23 protein-coding genes and 1 tRNA gene are annotated in these 24,198 nt (G+C 34.3%); 9 read left to right on the top strand and 15 right to left on the bottom strand.

Translation table 11 applies throughout. The annotated features are described in order from the left end of the window. Positions 1-23 precede the first annotated feature (23 nt). Positions 24-1,613: a peptide chain release factor 3 gene (locus FAF07_RS02890; RefSeq protein WP_142783696.1), complete on the bottom strand. Its 1,590-nt coding sequence runs from the start codon at positions 1,611-1,613 to the stop codon at positions 24-26. Between the two features lie 128 nt (positions 1,614-1,741). Here FAF07_RS02890 and idi point away from each other — a divergent pair, with 128 nt between their 5' ends. The 5 genes from idi to FAF07_RS02865 all read left to right on the top strand — a co-directional run bounded on the left by idi (position 1,742) and on the right by FAF07_RS02865 (position 4,328). Next, on the top strand, positions 1,742-2,281 hold the full coding sequence (gene idi, locus FAF07_RS02885; RefSeq protein WP_142783695.1) for an isopentenyl-diphosphate Delta-isomerase: 540 nt from the start codon (positions 1,742-1,744) through the stop codon (positions 2,279-2,281). After that, the gene (locus FAF07_RS02880; RefSeq protein WP_142783694.1) at positions 2,265-2,675 is read left to right on the top strand and encodes a 6-pyruvoyl trahydropterin synthase family protein; all 411 of its coding nucleotides are present in this window, start codon (positions 2,265-2,267) and stop codon (positions 2,673-2,675) included. The genes idi and FAF07_RS02880 overlap by 17 nt, the downstream gene beginning before the upstream one ends. A gap of 2 nt (positions 2,676-2,677) precedes the next feature. Further along, a complete protein-coding gene (locus FAF07_RS02875; RefSeq protein ID WP_142783693.1) occupies positions 2,678-3,649 on the top strand; it encodes a type I phosphomannose isomerase catalytic subunit in 972 nt (323 codons plus the stop codon). Between the two features lie 281 nt (positions 3,650-3,930). Further along, positions 3,931-4,200 (top strand): hypothetical protein, encoded by a 270-nt coding sequence (locus FAF07_RS02870; RefSeq protein ID WP_142783692.1) that lies wholly within the window; start codon positions 3,931-3,933, stop codon positions 4,198-4,200. Between the two features lie 54 nt (positions 4,201-4,254). Beyond that, positions 4,255-4,328 (top strand) — tRNA-Thr (locus FAF07_RS02865). Between the two features lie 333 nt (positions 4,329-4,661). Here the strand turns inward: FAF07_RS02865 and FAF07_RS02860 are convergent. The 3 genes from FAF07_RS02860 to FAF07_RS02850 form a co-directional block, all read right to left on the bottom strand. Beyond that, a complete protein-coding gene (locus FAF07_RS02860) occupies positions 4,662-5,366 on the bottom strand; it encodes a DUF4369 domain-containing protein (protein ID WP_142783691.1) in 705 nt (234 codons plus the stop codon). A gap of 663 nt (positions 5,367-6,029) precedes the next feature. Next, on the bottom strand, positions 6,030-6,620 hold the full coding sequence (locus FAF07_RS02855) for an alpha-ketoglutarate-dependent dioxygenase AlkB family protein (protein WP_142783690.1): 591 nt from the start codon (positions 6,618-6,620) through the stop codon (positions 6,030-6,032). 7 nt (positions 6,621-6,627) lie between these two features. After that, positions 6,628-6,987: a DoxX family protein gene (locus FAF07_RS02850; RefSeq protein WP_142783689.1), complete on the bottom strand. Its 360-nt coding sequence runs from the start codon at positions 6,985-6,987 to the stop codon at positions 6,628-6,630. A 45-nt stretch (positions 6,988-7,032) separates the two neighbouring features. On the opposite strand from FAF07_RS02850, the gene FAF07_RS02845 reads away from it, so the two are divergent. Next, a complete protein-coding gene (locus FAF07_RS02845) occupies positions 7,033-7,698 on the top strand; it encodes a M15 family metallopeptidase (RefSeq protein WP_142783688.1) in 666 nt (221 codons plus the stop codon). 60 nt (positions 7,699-7,758) lie between these two features. Here FAF07_RS02845 and FAF07_RS02840 read toward each other — a convergent pair whose 3' ends face one another. Continuing rightward, positions 7,759-8,103 carry a DUF6249 domain-containing protein gene (locus FAF07_RS02840; RefSeq protein ID WP_142783687.1) on the bottom strand — a complete coding sequence of 115 codons (345 nt, stop codon included), beginning with the start codon at positions 8,101-8,103 and terminating at the stop codon, positions 7,759-7,761. Between the two features lie 131 nt (positions 8,104-8,234). Here FAF07_RS02840 and FAF07_RS02835 point away from each other — a divergent pair, with 131 nt between their 5' ends. Further along, positions 8,235-8,822, top strand: a complete 588-nt coding sequence (locus tag FAF07_RS02835) for an RNA polymerase sigma factor (protein ID WP_142783686.1) — start codon at positions 8,235-8,237, stop codon at positions 8,820-8,822. Continuing rightward, on the top strand, positions 8,803-9,219 hold the full coding sequence (locus tag FAF07_RS02830) for a hypothetical protein (RefSeq protein WP_142783685.1): 417 nt from the start codon (positions 8,803-8,805) through the stop codon (positions 9,217-9,219). The genes FAF07_RS02835 and FAF07_RS02830 overlap by 20 nt, the downstream gene beginning before the upstream one ends. 55 nt (positions 9,220-9,274) lie before the next feature. Here FAF07_RS02830 and FAF07_RS02825 read toward each other — a convergent pair whose 3' ends face one another. From FAF07_RS02825 to htpG, 9 genes are all read right to left on the bottom strand, one after another. Beyond that, on the bottom strand, positions 9,275-10,513 hold the full coding sequence (locus tag FAF07_RS02825) for a DEAD/DEAH box helicase (protein WP_142783684.1): 1,239 nt from the start codon (positions 10,511-10,513) through the stop codon (positions 9,275-9,277). A gap of 36 nt (positions 10,514-10,549) precedes the next feature. Further along, the gene (locus FAF07_RS02820) at positions 10,550-11,191 is read right to left on the bottom strand and encodes an MOSC domain-containing protein (protein ID WP_142783683.1); all 642 of its coding nucleotides are present in this window, start codon (positions 11,189-11,191) and stop codon (positions 10,550-10,552) included. Between the two features lie 127 nt (positions 11,192-11,318). Then, positions 11,319-12,971 (bottom strand): serine hydrolase, encoded by a 1,653-nt coding sequence (locus FAF07_RS02815; protein ID WP_185956504.1) that lies wholly within the window; start codon positions 12,969-12,971, stop codon positions 11,319-11,321. Between the two features lie 141 nt (positions 12,972-13,112). Further along, positions 13,113-13,562 carry an FKBP-type peptidyl-prolyl cis-trans isomerase gene (locus tag FAF07_RS02810; RefSeq protein ID WP_142786520.1) on the bottom strand — a complete coding sequence of 150 codons (450 nt, stop codon included), beginning with the start codon at positions 13,560-13,562 and terminating at the stop codon, positions 13,113-13,115. A 133-nt stretch (positions 13,563-13,695) separates the two neighbouring features. Next, a complete protein-coding gene (locus FAF07_RS02805) occupies positions 13,696-14,214 on the bottom strand; it encodes a DsrE/DsrF/DrsH-like family protein (RefSeq protein WP_142783682.1) in 519 nt (172 codons plus the stop codon). A 27-nt stretch (positions 14,215-14,241) separates the two neighbouring features. Beyond that, positions 14,242-14,550: a TusE/DsrC/DsvC family sulfur relay protein gene (locus tag FAF07_RS02800; protein ID WP_142783681.1), complete on the bottom strand. Its 309-nt coding sequence runs from the start codon at positions 14,548-14,550 to the stop codon at positions 14,242-14,244. Positions 14,551-14,570: 20 nt separating this feature from the next. Next, on the bottom strand, positions 14,571-15,818 hold the full coding sequence (gene sqr, locus FAF07_RS02795; RefSeq protein ID WP_142783680.1) for a type III sulfide quinone reductase, selenoprotein subtype: 1,248 nt from the start codon (positions 15,816-15,818) through the stop codon (positions 14,571-14,573). A gap of 14 nt (positions 15,819-15,832) precedes the next feature. Then, complete coding sequence (locus FAF07_RS02790) at positions 15,833-17,197, bottom strand: OmpP1/FadL family transporter (protein WP_142783679.1); 1,365 nt, start codon at positions 17,195-17,197, stop codon at positions 15,833-15,835. A gap of 335 nt (positions 17,198-17,532) precedes the next feature. Continuing rightward, complete coding sequence (htpG, locus tag FAF07_RS02785; RefSeq protein WP_142783678.1) at positions 17,533-19,446, bottom strand: molecular chaperone HtpG; 1,914 nt, start codon at positions 19,444-19,446, stop codon at positions 17,533-17,535. Positions 19,447-19,883: 437 nt separating this feature from the next. On the opposite strand from htpG, the gene FAF07_RS02780 reads away from it, so the two are divergent. Next, positions 19,884-20,888 (top strand): 3-oxoacyl-ACP synthase III family protein, encoded by a 1,005-nt coding sequence (locus FAF07_RS02780; protein ID WP_142783677.1) that lies wholly within the window; start codon positions 19,884-19,886, stop codon positions 20,886-20,888. A gap of 767 nt (positions 20,889-21,655) precedes the next feature. Here FAF07_RS02780 and FAF07_RS02775 read toward each other — a convergent pair. Next, entirely contained in the window at positions 21,656-24,121 is a 2,466-nt protein-coding gene (locus tag FAF07_RS02775; RefSeq protein ID WP_142783676.1) for an outer membrane beta-barrel family protein, read from the bottom strand. Positions 24,122-24,198: the final 77 nt, after the last annotated feature.

The raw sequence follows: 24,198 nt of genomic DNA, 5'->3' as shown, positions 1-24,198 counted from the left end.
AAACATCGACGAACAGCATCTAATTAATCGAATTCTGAAGTAAAATGGAATTTAATATTTGGATATTTCTGTTGGGTCATTTGTAATGAAAAAGGAGAATCAGCTAAAAATACTAATTGGTTTTGTTTATCCTTAGCTAAAAATCGTTGTTTTACTCTTACAAATTCTTTATACTCATCGGTCTTTGACCCCTTCGGATCTACCCAACAGGCTTTAAAAACATTCAAATTTTCATAGGTACACTTAGCACCATATTCATGTTCCAATCGGTATTGGATGACCTCGTACTGTAAAGCTCCCACCGTACCTATTACTTTTCTTCCATTTAATTCTAAGGTGAATAATTGAGCGACGCCTTCGTCCATTAATTGATCAATACCTTTAAACAATTGCTTTGATTTTAAAGGATCGGCATTGTTTATATATCTAAAATGTTCTGGTGAAAAACTAGGAACTCCCTTGTAATTAATAATTTCACCTTCAGTAAGTGTATCTCCAATTTTGAAATTTCCGGTATCATGTAGGCCTACAATATCACCTGGGTAAGAGGTGTCGACAATTTCTTTTTTTTCTGCAAAAAAAGCATTAGGACTCGAAAACTTTAGTTTTTTATTATGTCTCACGTGGAGATAGGGCTTGTTTCTTTCAAAGATCCCAGATACAATTTTAATAAAGGCCAATCGATCCCGATGATTCGGATCCATATTGGCATGAATTTTAAACACAAAACCACTAAATTTATTTTCATCGGGCTTCACTAAACGTTCTTCACTTTGCTTAGGTCGAGGTTTAGGTGCTATGTCTACAAAACAATCCAACAATTCCCTAACCCCAAAATTATTCAAGGCCGAACCGAAAAATACCGGTTGTTGTGAGCCACTTAAATACGCTTCCTTATCAAATTTCGGATAGATACCAGTAACGAGTTCAATTTCTTCTCGCAAAGTATCAGCTGCTTTTTCACCAACTAGTTCGTCCAACTTTGGAGAAGACAAATCGGAAACCTCAATCGTTTCTTCTATATCCTTTCGGCTATCACCACTAAAGAGATTTACATTCTTCTCCCATAAATTATAAATACCCTTAAAGTCGTAACCCATCCCAATAGGAAAACTTAATGGCACTACTTTTAACCCCAATTTTTGTTCAATTTCATCTAACAAATCGAAGGCGTCTTTTCCTTCTCTATCCATTTTGTTAATGAATACAATCATAGGGATGTTACGCATGCGACAAACTTCCACAAGTTTTTCAGTTTGCTCTTCAACACCTTTTGCGACATCTATAACCACAATCACACTATCTACAGCGGTAAGGGTTCTAAAGGTGTCTTCAGCAAAATCCTTATGCCCAGGAGTATCTAAAATATTAATTTTTATACCATTATATTCAAAAGCTAAAACAGACGTTGCTACCGAAATACCACGTTGGCGCTCAATTTCCATAAAGTCACTGGTAGCACCTTTTTTAATTTTGTTACTTTTTACGGCACCTGCTTCTTGAATAGCGCCACCAAATAACAATAATTTCTCCGTTAAAGTGGTTTTACCTGCATCTGGATGTGATATAATTCCGAATGTTCTTCTACGTTGTATTTCCTTTAAAAAACTCATAAATATTTGTGCAAATGGGTTGCAAAGATAATATTTATAACACCAATTATGTTATACAGATATAGGCGTTTTTAATTTTTTGGATACAGACCCGTTTTTTAAATTTTACTTGGTATTTTTGTTTTAATATGAAAGAAGAAAAAGTAATCCTTGTCAATGAAAATGATGAGCAAATAGGACTCATGCCCAAATTGGAAGCTCATGAAAAAGCGGTATTGCACCGTGCCTTTTCAGTTTTTATTTTTAATGATAACAACGAGTTGATGCTTCAGCAGCGTGCGCATAGTAAATACCATTCTCCGAGTCTTTGGACAAATACCTGTTGCAGCCATCAGCGTGATGGTGAAAGCAATATTGAAGCCGGAAAACGACGCTTGCAAGAAGAAATGGGATTTGTGGCAGAACTGCAAGAATCTATATCCTTTATTTATAAAGCACCGTTTGATAATGGGCTAACCGAGCATGAATACGATCATGTTTTATTAGGAACTTATAACGACGAGCCAACAGTAAATCCGTTGGAAGTTGCCAATTGGAAATGGATGCCTTTAGAAGCTGTAAAAGTGGATATGTCTTTACATCCAGAAGCTTATACCGCTTGGTTTAAAGTCATTTTCAATAAATTCTACAAACATATAAATATAGCTCAGAATGAAAGTAACGGTTAGTAGAAAAGCACATTTTAACGCGGCGCATCGGTTATATCGAAAAGATTGGACTGATGAGAAGAACGATTTGATTTTTGGAAAATGCAATAACCCAAATTTTCACGGGCACAACTACGAACTTATTGTCAGTGTTACTGGTGATATTGATACTGAAACGGGTTATGTTATAGACATTAAAGATTTAAAGGATATGATCAAGGTGGAAGTCGAAGATGCCTTTGATCATAAAAATTTAAATATAGAAGTGCCCGAGTTTAAAGATTTAAATCCTACAGCTGAGAATATTGTGGTGGTTATTTTCAACAAACTTAAAAAACGTTTGGCTTCCAATTTGGATTTGGAAGTGACCTTGTATGAAACACCGCGTAATTTTGTAACTTATTCAGGTAAATAACTATGAGCGATCTATTATATCCCATAAAGTTTGAACCCATTTTAAAAGATAAGATTTGGGGAGGACAAAAACTAAAAACACTTTTAAACAAAACAAGTAATCTACCTAATATTGGTGAGAGCTGGGAGATTAGTGATGTAGAGGGTGATACATCCATTGTAAGTAATGGCTCATTAAAAGGGCAGTCCTTGAAAGATTTATTAAACACCTACAAAGAGGATCTACTTGGTAATCAGAACTACCGCATTTTCAAAAATAAATTTCCGTTATTAATAAAGTTTATCGATGCAAAGGAAGATTTGTCTATTCAGCTCCATCCTAACGACCAATTAGCGGCAGAACGCCATAATTCGTTTGGTAAAACTGAAATGTGGTATGTGATGCAGGCAGACAAAGATGCTAATTTAATTGTAGGGTTTAATCAAAAAGTGACTCCAGAAAGTTATTTGGAACATTTAAATAATAAGTCACTTACCAAAATTTTAAACTTTGATAAAGTAAAAACTGGTGATACTTATTTTATTGAAGTGGGTAGGGTACATGCCATTGGTGCTGGTGTGATGTTGGCAGAAATTCAACAAACCAGTGATGTTACGTATCGCGTTTATGATTGGGATCGCGTTGATGATGATGGCAATGAACGGGAACTACATAATGATTTAGCGATTGATGCGATAGATTTTGATATGAAAGATGATTTTCGTGTAAGCTATGAGAAAGAGCAAAACAAAAGTAACCAAATGGTGAGCTGTCCTTATTTTACAACCAGTTATTTAAAACTTAATGAAACCGCAAAAAAAATAAATAGCCGAGATACTTTTCTTATTTATATCTGCGTAGAAGGCAGTGCAACCATTACAGCTAATACAGTTTCAGTATCTCTATCGAAAGGCGAGACCGTATTACTCCCAGCTTCAATTTCGCAATTTGAAATTGGTACTGAGAACGCTACACTACTAGAGGTTTATGTGTAGAATAGTTTTAAAACCAGAGCGTTACGGTTCTAAAAATAAAAATATAGAAGTGGTTTAAACTCTTTTCAATTGGCTGCAAAAGGCTCCTTTTCATCCCTTTTTCGCCTTTTTATTACTTCGTAGCCCTGCTATGAAGTGCAAAAAAGTCTTTAAAATGAATAAAAAATAGCTATTTTTCGCTTCAATCAAAAAAGTTTAAACCACTTCATATTCTTAATTAATGTGACTCCTTATTATTTGATTTAATTGCTTATTTTTGCAGTTAAATTAAAATTGAAATTATGGCAAATGTTAGAGACCTTAAAAAAGACATAAATTATGTTTTAGGTGATATTATTGAAGCAGTATATGTGTGGGAATATGCCAACACAGATAAAGACACTAAAAAAAGTGAAGCTATTATAGATGAGGCTATTGAAACTTTTGATGAATTAATAGTGAAAGTTAATGCTAAGAATGTTGAGAACCCTAAGGCACATTTTAAATCTATCAACAATGAGCTGGAGACTAAAGGTCGTGTGCTAATTGATAAAATCAATAAATTAGATTAAATTTTTTTTAGCGGATTTCTAAAGTAAATATTATATTTGCCTCCGTTAAAATACGCCGATGTAGCTCAGCTGGCTAGAGCAGCTGATTTGTAATCAGCAGGTCGTGGGTTCGAGTCCCTCCATCGGCTCTCTAATTTTTAGACAATAAAAAACAAAAAACCTTTCGTTACGAAAGGTTTTTTGTTTAATAAAATTCATTGTTGTCCGATTAAAAATAGTTAGCTTAAAGAAAACCTTTGCGAACACAGGGTTTTCAAGGCTTATAAAAAAAGAGGGGCTTGCTTTTTGCGATTACTGAAAAATTTTATTTTTTAGAAAGGTAAGAATTTAAAGATTACTGTTTATCAATTAGTTACAATCAAGTCTTTGTTTAGTTACAATCAAGTCTTTGTTCTTGGTTCTAACAGCAAAGCGGTCTTGATTCTTTAATCGGACAATAATGAATAAAATTATAAAAGTGATTAGTTTGCTACTTCATTTTTTCTAATATCATCCACAAAGGTTTGTAATGCTTTACCATATTTAGAACGTTTCACTTTTTCAGATATGGAGTTATTTATGGTATCTAATAAATCTAATCGGGCATTATAAATCTCGGTTAAAGCTAAAAAAGGAGCGACCTCGCTATCCTTATGGTTTAGTGCGAAATTAACTGTATACAAATATTTTCGCTTTAATAAACTGTTGAATTGCTTTTCATAAGTTGAAGCGGATGTGGGATCGCCCTCCTTTTGTGCCTCAAAGTTGGCTTTTATTAATTCTAAGTTACTATCATTAAACCGAGATTGCATCAATTGATATTCTTCCCAAATTTTTTGCTGTTCCGAGCCTTTAATTTGAGCATCAAAAGTGAAGGTTTTTAAAGTCGTATTAATTTCTGTAATGCCTTGATCTGCAAAAAACGGAATACTATTTTTTTCAAGACTGTTTTTGTCTAAATAAAGATAAAATACTTCAGGTGATTCTAAAGCGCTACTTAGCTCAAACTCAGATTGGCCGTTTATCACTAAAGAATCTACTGTAATAAGCGTAGAATCTGCCATCTTTTTTAAATAAAGGACGCCTTTTTTTAAGCCATAAATCTTAGCTTTAACAATTAAGTCCTTTGGTTTATCATTGCATGCTACTATAGAAATTAGGCTAGCTATTAATAAGAATCTTTTCATAAATGTATTTAATGTTTCCTGTTGCAAATATGCTATAATTATATTTTAAATGCTAGAGTGACTTGTTTAATTTATATCTGTGCGTGATTATTTTTTAATGCTTTAGCAAATAACATTTTGTATATTAAATGAGTTTGGCACGGAGATTGCATTATAGATAATAATTACATTCAACATTATAAGTTTATTGAGTGGTTACTTTAAACTTTAGAATTGTAATTCATATTTTTGGTTGGTTAGTTAGAAAAAAGCATCCCATTGGGATGCTTTTTTATTGCTTTTAATCTAAATAATTCCCCCGACGGCTCTGCCTCGAGGATAGTTGGTTTCAAGAATTTTTTTATTAATCCCCTGTTAATTTTAAAGAGCTGTGATTTAAAATGAAAAATTATTCAAAAAAGCAAAAGCGCATTTCGTCGATGATTTGATTATTTTCATCTATAAGTGTTAAAATTAAGTGTATTTCATCGAATTATAATGTATTTAATCGTTAAGTGAGCTTGAATATTTATATATTTGGAGGGTACTAAATAACATACTTTTTAGTTCAATGGATTAATTAATTAATATTTGCGTTATGTTGTTTTTATAGGAACCCTAAATCTACATCATAATAATAAAGCAAATTGAAAAGAAACCGAGTTTGAGGGAACTCGGTTTTTTTTATGCAATAATTCTAAAGGTTAAATTAATGCGCTTTCCTATATTTTTTCTGGTTTTTGAGACTTGATGCAACCAGTATTTTTGAGTATCTCCACGCATTAACAATAAACTGCCATCCCCTAAAACAAATTTTCTTTTTTCTTCTTTAATATGTCTATGTTTAAAATGAAATACCCGTTCCGCCCCAAAAGAAACTGAAGCGATTATGGGTTGTGATCCTAATTCCTTTTCATTATCAGCATGCCATCCGTTGCTATCAGAGCCATCTCGATATAAATTAGCCAAACAACTGGTGAATTCTAATTTTAAATGTGACTCAACAGTGGTTTTAATCTCCAGTAATTCTGGTGTAAAAAGGTTTGGTTTCATGACAATATTTGAATACGAATAGCTATTCAAATTTTCAGCAAAAAAAGCGGTAAGCCTAGGTTGTAGATGTGTTTTTCCAAAAAGTGTAATATGGTCTTGTTTCCAATTAATAGTGTTATATAAGGTCTTGAAATAGTCTATCGCTTTTAAATTGTTAAAAAATGCAGGATAGTATACCACATCAGCATCTTTCATATTTAATTTAACGGGTTTCGTATGCATGTTAATTCTATAATTTCAAATACGAATACGCCCAATACATGAGCACAAATTGAGTGGGGATGCGCAACCATAGCAACCATTTTGGAATGCCAGCAGATGCTTTTTCACTAGACAACATATAAAAATGAACTAACAGAAAAACAGCAAGCATTAATATGATTGCATATAACGCTATGTTTTTTAGTTCCGGAATACAAATGGTAATACCCAATAAAATTTCAAAAATACCACTGGCATAAACAAGCAGTTTATGATTTGGTATATAGCGTGGCATGATGCGTAAATAAATTTGTGGTTTTATAAAATGAAATATACCTGCAACTATATAAATAATAGCCATGAGGTACAAATGCCAAGGATATGTCATAATCTGAAATTTAATTTTTCTAAATTAGCATAAATAGAAGCGGATATGAAATTCAAAATCACCTTTTTTATTGGGTTATTTTATTTAAGTGTTTTTGGGCAGTTACCAGATGGTTTTGTGTATGTAAAAGAGGTAATTCCGGATCTAGATGTTGAGCTGCGGTATAATACGTCTCATAATTTTTTGGGAACTAAAGTAACAGGCTACCATGCCAACCGGCTCATATTAACAAAGGCAACTGCTGAGGCCTTAAAATTGGTGCAGTTGGAATTGCAAGATAATAACCTATGTCTAAAAGTTTACGATGGCTATAGACCACAGCGGGCCGTAAACCATTTTATGCTTTGGGCAAGAGATTTGAATGATACGGTTAATAAGCAAGAATTTTATCCTAATATAGATAAACGACATTTGTTTAAAGCTGGCTATATTGCTACCAAATCCGGACATAGTCGTGGGAGTACGGTAGATTTAACACTTATTGACGGTAATACCGGAGCTCCTATTGATATGGGAAGCCCCTATGATTTTTTTGGAGAAGTGTCCTGGGTCAATGATAGAAGTATTACAAAACAACAACAAACCAATAGAGCGCTTTTGCAAAAGGTCATGTTAAAACATGGCTTTAGAAATTACCCGAAAGAATGGTGGCATTTTACTTTAAGGTGGGAGCCGTTTCCCGATACGTATTTTGACTTTTTGGTTGAATAAGAAAAGCTGTATTCTTACTTTGAATAAAGCTTTTCTATGTTTTTTGATTGATGAATTTATTTATTCTTTATCTAGGTTTTTAGTCATATTAAAACCAATAAATAAGCCAATACCCGCCATTAAAAATATGGTAGCTGGATACGCTGCTTCCCCTATGGTGGTATACGTTTCTAAAATCGTGGCAATAAAAACACCCACACCAATACCCATAAGGACTAATGCCAAATTTAAAATAAAGACCTTCCAAATGGGTGCGGTATGCCCTTTGCCTTTCATGAAAATACTGGCATCAGTCCCTTTTTCAATAAGTGCTAAACGTTCTTTGTTTCTGGTTGAGAAGTATAGATAAAATACTCCGAAGATTGCACCAAATATAATTGGTATAATGATTAATTCTGATCCCATAAGTGTTCGTTTTAAATTGATTATTTTTAATTGTTTGTATCTATGACGATAAACTTTTTGTTTAGGTTACATATTTTATAATTTTTTATTTTTCTGTAACCAATTGGAACACTCTATCGTCCAACCATAAAATGACCATCAACGACCAACATTATATAGATTTAGTTCTAAATGGAGATACCAATGCCTATGCGGTTTTGGTTGATAGATATAAGGACTTGGTATTTATGTTATCCATTAGGATGTTGAAAAACAGGGAAGAGGCCGAGGAGGTTTCTCAGGACACGTTCGTAAAAGTATATAAGTCGCTGAGTAAATTCAAAGGCGATTCAAAGTTTTCAACTTGGATTTATCGAGTAGCCTATAACACCTGTTTAGATAATTTAAAAAAGAATAAAAAGCACTTTAATGATGTTGCCATTAATGAGTTTACTGAACATGAAGTGAAAACTATAGACAACGCCTTAGATAAAATGGAACAGGATGAATATAATGAAGCCATTAAAAGTTGCTTAAATTTGTTATCCAGTGAAGATGGGATACTTTTAACTTTATATTATTTTGAAGACCAATCTTTAGAAGAGATTTCGAAAGTGATGCGTCTTACAGCGAATAATGTTAAGGTGAAATTATTTAGAAGCAGAAAAAAGTTGGCCAGTATTTTAAGAACACGATTAGAACCAGAAATAATAGCGAATTATGAAAGAGAAAGGCGATAAATATTTAGATGACTTTGCGAGAAAAATTATGAAAGAGACTTCTATGGATCGTCCATCTTTTAATTTTACTGATGCCGTAATGTCTAAGGTTGAGGCATTAAACGAAGATAATGCAACGGTTTACAAACCACTTATTTCAAAAACTGCTTGGCTTTTAATTGGTTTTGCTACTATAGTTTTAGTGCTATATGCGTTATTGTTCGGAAGTAATACAGAAACACCTAGCTGGATTCAGTCTTTGGATTTGAGCAGGCTTTCTAATCTAAATATAGTTGATGCCTTACCAAGCATATCAATTTCTAAAACATTTACTTATGCAATTGTGTTTTTTGGACTAATGATTGGTTTACAGGTTATTTTACTTAAAAATCGCTTTAATAAACGGTTTGAACTATAAAAATATCGTTTTTAAAAGTCAATGCTTCAGTGATATAATGTTCTAATAACCTCAATTAATACCAACGTTTTTTCTTCTTTTTAGAAGCTACACTCTTACGTCCCTTTTTATGTTTGCTTTTTCCTGGGGTCTTATGTATTTCCTTTTTTGCCTTTGGATCTAAAGGATAAGGGTGCTCATCAATAACATCCAATTGTAATTGGATTAATTGCTGAATACTTTGCAGATATATTTTCTCGTCAGCAGAACACAGCGAATAGGCTACACCGGTATTTCCTGCTCTGGCGGTTCTCCCAATACGGTGTACATATGTTTCCGGTACGTTTGGTAAATCAAAATTTACAACCGCATCTAAATCATTAATATCGATGCCACGTGCAGCAACATCGGTGGCAATTAAAATATTGCTAATTCCCTTTTTAAAATTATTTAAAGCCTCTTGTCTTAAATTTTGGCTTTTATCGCCATGGATACTATCCACTTTATACCCGTTGTTTATTAAGGTGTTTTCTAATTTAGCAACACCAAATTTGGTGCGTCTAAATATGATAATATTGCCTTTAATCGTATTCCTGAGGAGGTGCAAGCACAATTCAATTTTACTCTTTTTAGGTACGAAATATAAAAGCTGATTGACGTTTTTTGAAGTGGATGCATTGGGCGCCACTTCAATACGTTCAGGGGATTTTAAAATGGTATTGGCTAATTGCTCGACTTTGTAAGGTATGGTTGCCGAAAATAGCAAGGTTTGTTTTTGAGTAGGACATAGCCGCTCAATTTTCTTCACATCATCAATAAAACCCATGTCTAACATCAAATCGGCTTCATCTAAAACGAGCGTTTCAATATAATCTAGATTTACTAAATCTTGTTTGTGTAAGTCCAACAAACGCCCTGGCGTGGCAATTAAAATATCAACGCCTTTTTTTAAGATGTCTTTTTGGGGTTCAATAGAAGTTCCACCAAAAACGACAGTGGTTCTTAAATTAGTATAGCTACTATAATTTTTAAAATTTTCTGAAATTTGAACGGCCAATTCTCGGGTCGGACTAATCACTAAGGCCCGTATTTTTTTGCCTTGTTTAGAACCTTCTTGTTTGTCAAACAACGCCTGTAAAATAGGCAGTGCAAACGCTGCTGTTTTTCCTGTACCGGTTTGTGCAGAAACAATCACGTCTTTATTATCTAAAACTAAAGGAATGGTTTTTTGCTGAACAAGCGTTGGGGAATCATAACCTGTTTCGGCAATAGCTCTTAATAGGGGTCTATTTAGTTTTAAATCTTTAAACGACATGCAGTATAATTTGGCACAAAGATAATGTATCCTAAATCAATCATTCTTTTTAAAAGTGGCTAATTTTTCGCGCTTTTTTAAGGGCAAGGCGTCGTTTTTAAGGGCTAATGATAAATGGTCTTGATTTTTATCCTTGGCATATAACATTTCGAAAAATGCAGCTGTGGTTAAGGAATTTTTGGCTTGCTCTACTAATTCAAAAGTGTCACCAACAGCTACAAGGCCTTCTTCTAAAACGCGAACATACGTTCCTGGATGCCCGTGCTCTATAAATTGTTGAAGTACACCTTGGTTACCAAACTTCACCCCAAACTTAAAACAAGGTTCTCGCGGTTGGGTGATTTGAACGAGTGCATGACCTACTTTGTAAATATCGCCAATGCGCAATTGGGTTTCATCTAAACCGGAAACAGTAATATTTTCACCTAACATACCCCAATTCCAATCTAAATTGGGATAAAGATTTTTCCAATACGCATAGTAATCTGCTGAAAACAAATAACAGGCTTTAAAGATACCACCGTGGTGTTTTCTATCGGAAACTTCATCACCTTTTACTAATTCATGCCCTAAAAAAATGGGGTTTGTGGTGGGGGTTTTATAAATTCCTGTGAGCACCTCTTTCCCATTAAACCTTATTTTAGTGGGTTCTGCTATGTTTGTGGAAATAATTTTCATAGTTTGATTGATAATAAATATAGGAAATTAGAGATGCGCTTAGACGAAGCTATAAAATTATTCTGACCAGAACAATAAAAAACCACCTTACTTTGTAGGTGGTTTTAAAATCTAAGTTTGAAATGGATTACTCAATCTTTTTACCTTCCATGTGTTGACCGTTTTGATGAAGGGTTAAACTTTCAATATTGCCTTCATTATCTTTATTAAAGTCTACGCTAGCAGGGACTACCTTTAAAAAAAATGTATCTTCATCTTCTGCAAATAATTCAAATTGTGGCTGCCCCGTGGCCTGTGCAAATAATCTGCCATCATTTGTCGTTACTGTTATTATAAACCCCGGTTGCAACTCGAATTTGCCTATATACTGCACTAAGGCGTCAGGGGATAGGGTGATTTCTTTTTTTGGCTCGGGTGCGGCTTTGTCTATTTCTACACCTATCACCTCTTGTCCTGAGCCTTTAAACAAAGCCTGTTTTTTACCGTCTTTCATAGAAAACGTGTACGATGTCGTACCATTTTCAAAAATAAAAGTATTTGGGCTCATGGGATAAATCTCTAAATTGGTACTGCCTTCTCTTTGGCTATACAACTGCCCATCTGTTAAGGTAACGTAACGCACGACATTATCAAATTGATAGGCTCCTAACCATTTTTGTTGTTGCTCTTCAGAAAGTGATACGGCATCTTCTTTTTTTGGAAACGGCTTATTAATTGCCATAGCTGCTATTTTTGTAATCACTCCAGAAATGTCTTTGCAATTGCAATTGGTTAATCCAGCTACATAAAGCTTTTCTTCTGGTAAATAAATACCCATTGTGGTATAGCCAAAAATGCCGCCACCATGTTGGTAGGCGTTCGACCCATTTACATCATCCTCAAACCAGCCATAGCCGTAAGAAATATGTTTGCCAGAATTTAGTTCTGACCCACGGATCGCTTTTTCTAAACTTGATTTTTTAATGAGTTTATTATTAACAATGGCATTTTGCCAGATTAATAAATCATCTACAGTAGACATGATAGAACCTGCCGCATAAGGCAGTGTTAAACTCAAATAATCGGCATTTACGTAACCATTATCAGCCATACTATACCCCGTAGCGCGATGCTCTATAATTTCTTTTTTACTACCATAATATGAATTATACATGCCTAACTTTTGGAAGATTTCTTTTTCAATAAAATCCTCATAAGTCTGTCCAGAGGCTACTTCTATAATATATCCCAATAAAATATATCCCGAGTTATTATATCGGAAATCTTCACCGGGATCAAAATCCATAGGTTCGTTTTTAAAGACATCAATCAGTTCAAGTGGGGTCATATCTGTAGCGGCCATCTTTCTAAAATCCTTCATTCCTGTATAACTTTTTATCCCCGACGTATGGTTGAGCAAATGATGCACGGTAACGGTTTTGCCCATGGTAGGATAGTCTGGAATAAATTTAGTAATGATATCATTAATATTAAGTTTCCCTTGCTCTTCCAACATTAAAATGGCTACTGCGGTAAATTGTTTGGTGATGGAACCAATTTCAACTACATTTTGTGTAGTCATAGGCACATTAAGCTCTAAATTGGCTTGTCCGAAGGCTTTTTTGTAGATGGTTTTTCCATCCCTAGCAATTAAAACCGAAGCTCCAGGTTCATTAGCTTTATATTCTGAAGCCATAAAGGCATCAATTTGTTGTTCTAAGTTTTGGGCTTCTGAAAGATAGGATATGCCGAGGGTAACTAGTAATAGGAAAAGTGTTTTTAATGATTTGATGGGTGTCATAGTTGTTGTTTTAATTTTTTTGATTGATTTAAGATACGAATTATTTATATGACGACCATTGGCAAATCTAGTTACAAAAAACCCGCATTGTTTATACAAAGCGGGTCTTAATATTTTTAATGCACTGACTATTTGTCGGTTTTAATTTACTGAGATTAAGTTAATATCAAATATGAGTACAGAGCCTCCCGGGATGCCTCTAGTATCACTGTTGCCATACCCTAAGTGCGCTGGGACTAATAATTTACCGCTACCCCCTTTTTTGAAGTACGTAATACCTTCCGTCCAGCCTTTTATAACTTGTTGTAAATTAAACGAAATTCCAGCGGAAGTGCTTTCATCAAACACATTGCCATTCGTATAATAGCCCTTATAAGCTACGGTAACGTTACTGGTTGTGATAGGTTGTTCGCCGCTGCCCTCAGTTTCTATAACATAGTAAAGTCCTGTGTCACTTCTAACAGCATTTAAATTATTATCGGCTATATAGGTGGTTATCTCTTGTTCGTTTTTAGCCTTAAAATCGATTTTATCATCGCTAGAGCAAGAAGCCATAAGTATTACTGCTAAAATAAAAAGTGTGTTTTTCATCATGTGAATTTTTTAGAGACAAATATAGGTAAGTGTTAGAATACTAATTTACTTCTAAAGTTAAAATTTAGACTGCAAACAAAAAACCACCTTGGTTGTACAAGATGGCTCTTTTTTTGAGTTTATGATAATTTTAGATAAACATAAGTTGTGTATTGTCACCTTGTGCGCGATTATAAAAATCGCCAACCGTTAAAACGCCGTCTAAATCATCTATTAATTTATCTTCATTTAAATGGAACATGTCCATAGCTAATTTGCAGGCCCAGAGTTTTGTTCCTGATGCTGCTAAGATTTCTAAAAATTCCCCTACAGGCGGAATATCTAGTTTTTCCATCTCGCTTTTCATCATTTTAGTGGCAAAGGCTTCCATCCCTGGTAATCCGCCAACCATCGTTGGAATGTGCATGCCGGGGTTGCCAACGGTTGCTACTCTTAAATGTTCTAGTTTCTTTTTAGTGATGGCTTCCAAACCGAAAAACGTAAAGAATATTTCTGATTCTATGCCTTCCATTCGTGCACCATTAGCTAAAATAAAACATGCATACACATTGTCTATGGTAGCTTTAGACAGAATAAGCATCATTTTTTTTATGGGCTTTTTAGAGGTGTCTTCTTTTTGTTTTATGGGACTTTCGACTATATTTTCCATTATAATTTTTTTATAGTTATTATGTTATTAAATACAACTTACAGGTTTTGGAATCCCTGCAATTCTGCTTGAAATTTTTAAAGGTCCTTTAGGAAATAATTGATAGAACTCCTTAATGCTTACCACATTACTTTTGCCTACCTTTCTGACACTTAGTGGTACCTCTTTTCGGTATTGGTCTTGAAGGTATTCAATCACTTCCCAATGCCTGTCGGTCATTTCAATATCTTCCTCTTTTGCTATTTCGGTCCCGATGTCACGATTCCATTGATTTAAATCGGTTAAATAGCCTTGTTCATTTGTACTGATTGCTTGTCCTGCATATGTTTTTTCCATGGTATTCATTTTATATTATTTTAATGTGTTGTTTCTTCTATTTGTTTGCCTGATGTCTGCATGGTTGCCGATACAAAGGGAATGTGTTTTCCTTTGATTAGCATATTCCAGTAAATCCATTTAAAGGCTAATTTGCCCATATGATTCATATGTGTTTCCTTTAATAGGCTTAGTGGACCAACTCCAGGAAACGGAAATGTTCCCTTAACAGGTTCTTGTGTATAATTAAAATCGATGAGCAATGCTTTGCCGTGACCAGTTTCAATAAAACAGTTGGCATGTCCGTCGAATTCTTTTTTAAGTTCTTTTCCGGCGATATAACGTTGTATGTTCTCCGTTAAAATTTCTGCCTCAAAATGTGCCACAGAACCCGCCTTGGATGCTGGTAAATTTGTAGCATCACCAATAGCAAATATATTATCTTTTATTTTGGTTTGCAAGGTGGCTTTATCTGTAGGGATATAATTGAGTTCGTCACCAATTCCAGAGCGTTTAATCATAGGGTCTCCCATATTTGTGGGTATGGTTACCAATAGATCATAGGCAACTTCTTCACCTGCATAATCCATGATTTTATGGTTTGGGCCATCTACAGATTCAATATTAAAATCTGGAATAACCTTTATATGCTTTTGTTCCAAGAGGTAGTTAAGTGCCTCTGTAGCTTTCGGTTTTGTAAAAGCACCAGACATGGGTGTTACAAAACTAATTTCTACTTGATCTCGTATGCCTTTATTGGTGAAAAAAGAATCGGCTAAAAATGCAAATTCCAAGGGTGCTACAGGACATTTAATTGGCATTTCAGAGATATGGACAACGAGTTTTCCCCCTTTCCAAGTTCTTAGTTTATCACGTAAATTTTTGGCACCCTCATAAGTATAAAAGTCGAAAACCGATTTATGCCAATGCGCTCCAAGCATGCCTTCAATTTCTTGGGGTGCAATGTTGGTTCCTGTCGCAACAATTAGAATATCATAACTTAGAATGGTATTGTTTTTTAGAACAACTTCATTCTTGTCCTTGTCAATACGTTCTATCTTTTCATTTATTAGTTTAACCCGTTTTGGTATGAACTTGTCTATTTTCTTTTTTACATCTTTGGTTTTATATAAATCAAAAGGTAAAAACAAAAAACCAGGTTGGTAATAATGTGTTTCCTCTTGGTCAACTATTGAGATGTTCCAAGAATCTTTAGGCAAGACTTTATTTAAATGATTTGCCATCATGGTTCCCGATGTACCTGCGCCAAGTATGAGTAACTGTTTCATTTTATTTTTTTTAATTAGATGTTAGTCTCTGAATCTTTTTTTTGAAATTTATAACTAATGCCTACCATTACCATGGATGTTGTCATGTCATAGGAAACTGATGATCCAGGAATCGCTCCTAATGGATTTGACGTTGAGGCTGCTAATGGGCTCAGTATTTGTCCCGAAGTTGCCCCATCGCTAGCAGCATAATGGTAAACGCCGTCAATACTCCAAGCATCGTTTACTTGATAGCTTAAACCGAACTGATATGAATGCTTAATAATAGCAGTTGCCGGGATATTAAAAAATGTAACTTCCTCTGGAATTGGATTAGAGTTATAGGTATATCCAAAACGTAATGGTAATTTATTAATGCCTTTGTATTGTAGGCCTGCTGCCAGAATTGAAATATTTTTCCAACCAAAACCAGCAACAGATGCGGTTGGAGTCCAACCAGTTTCAGAAAATCCGTCGGTGTTTTCATAATCAACTCTTCTAAAATCCAGTGCTAAATCTATATTTCCTATTGAGTATCCTAATCCAAGAGAAAAGATTGCTGGATAATCCATTTGGAATTTATTAGTAGCACTAGTGTCATCTAAATAGGTGTTATCAAATTCAAATTCACTGAATTTTTGAGTTGTTTTATATGATGCACCAAGTTTTAATCCAAAACCTGAATCGAAGAATAATCCAAACTGAGCACCAAAACCAATGGAAGAGGCTTTGTCGGACGATGGGTATCCTGCCGTTGTTGGGTTAGCTGTTGGATTGGGCATCAACTCTAACGCTGCGTAATTAATATTTGGTTGTACACCAACAGATAATTTATCGGTTATTTCATAGGCATAGGATAAACTTACTTGTAATAGCATATAGTCAGATTCTATATGTCCGAATCCATTTGCAGCTTGAGGATAATTAAGAGGATTTGAATTATCTAATGGATTAAAATTAGGATTCAAGGGATTGTTGTCTTCTTCTGGAAACGTAACACCAAAGCCACTAATACCAAAGGCGGAAGCACCAAACGTGTGTTTGCTGCCTTCTTTGCCCCATAAGTATCCTAAGTTAGGCATGATAGAAGTGCCTCTATCATCCTTAGTAGTACCACTTACACCAGGAGCTCCTGGTCCTAACATTCCAGCAGGTAAAGAAGAAGATAATTCTGGCGAAGAAAAGAATAATCCAACATCAAGTTTTAAAATTTTATCATCAAAGGTTGAGATTGCTGCGGGATTCCAGTGGAGTGCTCCTGAAATATCCAGTGGTTGTGCCGTCGCAGCACTACCCATTGACATGTTTACAGCACCAACCCCTTGCATTATATGACCAGATTGTGCAATTGCTGCTGTTGAAAAAAGTAGAATGAATACATTTGAAATAATTGATTTCATGATTATATAGTTTGTTGCAATATTTGAATAAACGGTATCAAATACCACATGATTGTCATGCTTTTATCATACTGTAAAATTATAACAAGACATCAAAAATAAACATGATAATTATCATGAGGTTATGTAACAAATGTTACATAATACTGGGCTTTCCGAGACTTTCCGAGGCTTTTGACCATAAAAAAACCACCTTGATTTTACAAGGTGGTTTTAATATTATTTAAAAGGGTCTCGTCTCTCTTTACTATGAGTTAAAGCTATGTTTCTTTGAAAAAACAAATCTTATTCTAAATAAAGGGATTGCCACGTCCTGTATTCTACCAATGACACTATTACTTTATCATTTCGTAACTGCGTTTAACAAAGTTTGTTAATTCCTCTCCTTTAAGCAAGCCTTGAGACAAGCGTGCTAAATCTAAACTCTGGTTTATTAAGCGTTCTTGTTTCTTTTTGGTTTTAGTGGCTAAAATGTCTCCAACCAATTCAGAATTAGTGTTCACTATAAGATTGTACATTTCTGGCATATTACCCATGCCGAACATACCACCGCCACCACCAGTAGCTTGCATTTCTTTCATTCTACGCATAAATTCAGGTTGCGTAATTATAAAAGGTGAGGCATCACTATCCATAGCTTCCAATTGCACCATGAATTTTTCAGAAGGAATCACTTCTTTTAAAATTTCATCAAGAGCTTTCTTTTGGTCATCACCTAATTTAGAAATAGTGTTTTCGTCTTTCTTAATTAAATTATCAATATGATCGCCGTCTACACGTGCAAAAGAAATGTTCTCTTTTGTTGTTTCTAACTTCTGGATTAAGTGCGATACGATTGGAGAATCCAATAACAAGACTTCATAACCTTTCGCTTTTGCAGCTTCAATATAACTGTGTTGCGCATCTTTATCTGAAGCGTAAAGAATCACTAACTTATCATCTTTATCGGTTTGACTCGCTTTTATTTTATTGAATAATTCTTCGTAAGTATAGTATTTACCATCAACCGAAGGGTACAATGCAAAGGCATCTGCCTTTTCAAAGAATTTATCTTCAGAAAGCATCCCGTATTCTATCACGATTTTAATATCATTCCATTTTGCTTCAAATTCTTCACGATTATTGTTGAATAGCGATTTCAATTTATCAGCTACTTTACGGGTAATGTAAGATGCTATTTTTTTAACCGCACCATCTGCCTGTAAATAAGAACGAGATACATTTAAAGGAATGTCTGGTGAATCAATGACACCACGAAGCATGGTCAAAAATTCCGGTACAATGCCTTCCACATTATCTGTAACATACACTTGGTTTTGATACAGTTGAATGCGATCTTTTTGAACATTTAAATCCTGACCCATTTTTGGGAAATACAAGATACCAGTTAAATTGAACGGATAATCTACATTCAAGTGAATGTTGAATAAAGGCTCTTCAAATTGCATAGGATACAATTCTCTGTAAAAGTCTTTATAATCTTGATCTTCTAATTCTGCTGGCTGTTTGGTCCATGCTGGATTAGGGTTATTAATAATATTATCTACTGTAATTTGTTTATGTGGCTCCGTAGTTTCTTTGCCATCTTTATCTGTAGTCGTTTTAGGCGTAAAGTCAGGATCGTTAACTTCCTTGGTTCCAAATTTAATTGGAATAGGCATGAATTTGTTGTATTTTAATAACAATTCACGGATTCTACTTTCTTCTAAAAACTCTGTAGAATCGTCCGCAATATGAAGTATGATCTCAGTACCACGTTCTGTTTTATCAGACTGCTCTATAGTAAATTCAGGAGAGCCATCACAGGTCCAATGTGCTGCGGGTTCATCTGTATAAGATTTGGTGATAATTTCTACTTTTTCGGCAACCATAAAAGCGGAATAGAACCCTAAACCAAAATGCCCTATAATTCCTGAATCTTTAGCAGAATCTTTATATTTATCCAAAAACTCTTCTGCACCAGAAAAAGCCACTTGGTTAATGTACTTTTCTACTTCCTCGGCTGTCATACCTAAACCTTGGTCAATAATGTGAAGTTTTTTGCCCTCTTTGTCTATCTTAACTTCAATATTTGGATTACCATACTCAACCTTAGCATCACCTACATTAGTAAGGTGTTTCAATTTTAAAGTGGCATCCGTTGCATTACTGATAAGCTCACGTAAAAATATTTCGTGATCACTATATAAGAATTTTTTAATAAGCGGAAAGATATTTTCTACCGACACATTAATGTTTCCTTTTGTCATAATATTTATAATTTATTGTTGTTTTCGTTATGGTATAGGATAGGACAACAAAAATGCCAATGTGTTAAAGGTGACAAACTGGCATTGAAGTACATTTATTTTAAGACGATTTAACTTATATTTTCAATCTAAAGATTCTCCGACCCTTGGGTCGGGGTTTCCTGTTTACCTCTCCTTGGGAGAGGTCAGAACTGCCATTTTCAGCAGTTCTGGGTGAGGTAAAATACAAAATTTCGGTTTTTGGCCCCAAGGCCAAAATGAAACCGGCGAAATACCCCTACGGCTTGCCTCCTTTAGTCGGTTTCAAGAAATTTTTTATTATATCTAAAAGATAAAAAATTTATAAAATGATAATTATGAACGTAATTTATTATTGTATTTTCATAATTTCTTAAATTTATTGGCTTGAAATTATTAATATTGACAAAAAGCAAACTATGTACAATTCAAAAATAACCGGTTTAGGTAAGTATGTCCCAGATAATATTGTAACTAATGATGACTTGGCTAAAATGATGGACACAAGTGATGAATGGATTCAAGAACGTACAGGTATTAAAGAACGCCGTTGGATAAAAGAAGGATCTGAAGACACTTCTGCGGTCATGGGAGCCAAGGCTGCACGAATTGCCATAGAACGTGCTGGGTTAACCAAAGACGATATCGATTTTATAGTGTTTGCAACCTTAAGTCCAGATTATTATTTTCCAGGTTGTGGCGTGCAAATTCAGGATATGCTGGATATGCCAACGGTCGGTGCACTTGATGTTAGGAACCAATGTTCAGGGTTTATATATGCGATTTCTGTTGCAGACCAGTTTATTAAAACGGGGATGTACAAAAACATTTTAGTTATTGGTGCTGAATACCATAGTAATGGTTTAGATAAAACGACACGTGGTCGAGGCGTTACGGTTATTTTTGGCGATGGGGCTGGCGCCTGTGTGCTTTCAAGGGAGGAAGATAATAGCAAAGGAATTTTGTCTACGCATTTACATAGTGAAGGAAAATATGCCGATAAATTGATTGTTGCATCTCCAAGTATTGCACATTGGGTTCCCGAAATTATAGAGGCAGGAGAAGAAGATGTATCTTATTTTCCATATATGGATGGCACATTTGTATTTAAAAATGCTGTGGTACGTTTTAGTGAAGTGATCATGGAAGGCTTAAAGCAAAACGGATTGCATAAGGATGATATTGATATGTTAATTCCGCATCAGGCTAATTTACGTATAGCACAGTTCATTCAGAAAAAATTTGGACTGCGCGATGACCAGGTTTTTAATAATATTATGAAGTACGGTAATACCACAGCGGCTTCTATAATTATTGCCCTAACCGAAGCTTGGGAAGAGGGTAAGATTAAAGAAGGCGATAATGTGGTTTTAGCAGCTTTTGGTAGTGGCTTTACTTGGGGAAGCGCTATCATTAAATGGTAATTAATTCCTGCGAAAGCAGGAATCTCTTTATATGTAAAGTTTAAATAGTTCTCAAGTGTTAGTTTTGCTATTTCTTTGTTCTTCTGCCTTGATGCACTATTTAGCTTTTTTCGAGTTCGATTCATATCCTGCAAGGTCTTATTTTGATCTTGTAGGTATTAGAATTACAAAATAAACCTACAAGGTTTTCAAAACCTTGCAGGATTTCAATAACCAATTGATAGTCAGTTTTAGGGATTTATTTGTTTTGAGACATGAGACAGTAGATCATGGATTTAGAACTCAAACTGACACTAACTTCTTTATCCATTGTTCAAGTTAATTGAATTATAAAAAACGAAAAACCCGAAATGTAAATTTCGGGTTTTTCTAGCTATTAATTAACTTCAACTAACACTATTACTGATGTGAAGAATATTATATACTTAGACGTAAAAAAGCAATAATTATTGCATACGCATTTAAACTTTAACTTTTTTTAACAATATTAAAATCAAAAGCTCGAAATATTATATTTCGAGCTTTTACTTTCTTATACAAATCTTCATATTACGAATTTATTATGTGAAGGTGACTAACTCTAAAATAATTACAATATTCGTTTTGGTTGACCGTATAATACGTTTAACGCTAACATCTGTCTTTTTATTGTTTAAATTTGAAAAAAACAAAAAAAGAAACCCCTAAACGCAAATGCCTAGGGGTTGATATTTAATAGTTTGACACTAATAGTAACCATCAACTAAGATGTAAACTATTAAATAATCTTATAAAAATCCTCCACCAGATTTTTCATTGTTATCACGACGTTTTCTTGATTTGGCACGGTATTTTCCGCCGCCAAAACGATAAGACAAACTCACGTTCCATGTATTGCTTTCCCAATTGAACGCCCCATTTTGAACAAAAGGCTTTTTGCCTTTGAAAGCAAATTCCATAGTGTCAAAAATATCATTATAGTTTAGGCTAACAGTTCCTTTTCCTTCAGCAAAACCTACGCGAGCTCCCACATTAACAAAATACATGGGTTCCATGTTAAACTGCAAGTTTTTGTTTTTTCCTCTATAAAAACCAAATGCAGTAAAACTTAAAGTTTTAGTTACTTTAAAATTGTTGAACATTCTAAAATTCCATGCTACATTATCAACTTCATCAATATTAGTTTCAATATCATCAATCGTGGCCGTTTCGATGGGCGCTGTTAAATTTTCTGCAATACCTTTTTGGGTTTGCGAATACAAGTCAAAACTAGAATTTATACTCCACCATTTTGTTGGTTTGTAATTGGATGATAACTCAATACCGTATGCAGACGTGTCATCAAAATTATCATGGGTTAAGATAATACGCCCCGAGTTCACATCTGTTCTATCAATAAATAGTGCTCTATTAATCTCATCTGAAATTATTCTATAGAAAACACCACCGGTAATACTTCCTTTTTTGTCTTTTAATGTTCTTGTATAATTTGCTTCAAATGAATTGGTAAATTGAGGTCTTAAATCTATATTTCCAAAAGAAGAAATCAAAGGTGTGCTCCATTCTTTAATCGGGTTTACCTGTCCGATCCCAGGTCTATCAACACGGCGGCTATAACTTAATTGATAGGAATTTTTTTCGGAAGGGGTATAAGTGAAAAAAGCGGATGGGTACAATTCAAAATAGTCATTCACAAATGTTTGAGTACTTGCAGCTTCAGAGGACAGTGCCAAAGCATCTTCTTTCACACTTTCGGCGCGCAATCCTATTTGATAGGTCCATTTTTCAAATTTTTTGCTGAATGTTCCATAAGCAGAGTAAATGTCCCTAGTATAATCAAAATCATTACTGGGCGTGGGTCTTAAAATCCCTTCTTCATTTAAGGTCTTCCCCGTTGAAGCATAAGCAATATCCGAATTGAATAAACGGGCCTGTAAACCTAATTCTAATTTTGTGGTTTCAGATAACGGGTTCACATAATCTAAGTTTATGGTAGTGCTACTTCTGTCTGTATTATTGAAATCTTTGTAATCTTCATTTGAGTCGAGTAAAAACCTGAAATCTGCTGGCGTAACATCTTCAAAAACATTATAGTCGATTTCTAATTCTATATTATGGCCATCTTCTGAGAAATCATGCTTATAATCAAAATTGTATTGTGATGATTCGTTATCACTTTCAGCAAGAAAAATTTGACTTTGATTAAACGTAGGATTATCATAAAATAATGCTTCAGTTTGCCCTTCGGTACTACTATCAGAGGTGTTTTGAGTTGTAAAAAATGAAATAGTATTTTTATCATCTAAATAAAAATCCACACCTACTTTAAATAAATGGGATTGTCTTTTATCTAAAAACTTAAAAAATTGTTCCGAGTTATTTTCTGGTCTAAAGATATTTCCTCTATTTCTGTTTTTAGAGATGTTGTTACTATAGCTTCCGTATAAATTGAATTTTCCGTTACGATAGTTCATATCTAAAGAACTGTTGAACTTCGCTTCTATTTCATGAGTTAATCCCACATTAAAATTACCATTAAAGCCTATCATGGTGTTTTTGTGCAATACAATATTAATAATACCGCTCATACCTTCAGGATTATATTTTGCTGAAGGATTGGTTATTAATTCGATGGATTTAATAGCTGTTGATGGAATTTGCTTTAATAATTGAGCAGTCGGAATATTAGATAATTTACCGTCAACCATTACGCGTACGTTCTGATTGCCCCGTAAACTAATCTCCCCGGTTTGGGCATCAACACTTACAGATGGAATACCTACCATGAGTTCTGAAGCACTTCCTATAGCGGCTAAGTCTTTACCAATAGTTATTACCTTTCTGTCTACTTTTTGTTGTATTGTTGAGGTTTCGGCTATAACTGTTACTTCATCTAAACCTTCTGCAGATTCTTTTAAAAGAATAATACCCAAATCAATTTTGTAACTGCCTTTTCCTATAGTTACATTTTTAGATTCGGTCTTATAACCAATATATTGAATACTAATAATAAAGCTGCCTTCAGCAATTTTATCCAGTTCAAAAGTGCCATCTTCTAGAGTAATGGTTCCAGTTATGGTTGTGCCATCTGTATTTTTAAGGATAATATTGACATAGGGTAAGGGTTCGTTAAGCGTTGCGTCTAAAACCTTTCCAGTTATAGAGCCAGTTTTATCAGATTTTGTTTTGGGGTCTGTGTGCGCATTTATAGAAATTGTTAATAATAAAGCACACAAAAAGAGTAGTCTTTTCATTAGATTTGATTGATTTTTGATTGATGATTTACTTTAACTTGTAGACGCTGTAATTCAATTTCTGTTACTATATTTAG

This window comes from Changchengzhania lutea, from assembly GCF_006974145.1.
GTDB classification, from domain to species: domain Bacteria; phylum Bacteroidota; class Bacteroidia; order Flavobacteriales; family Flavobacteriaceae; genus Changchengzhania; species Changchengzhania lutea.
Note: the sequence above shows the minus strand (reverse complement) of the source record. Positions and strands in the feature narration are given on the sequence as shown.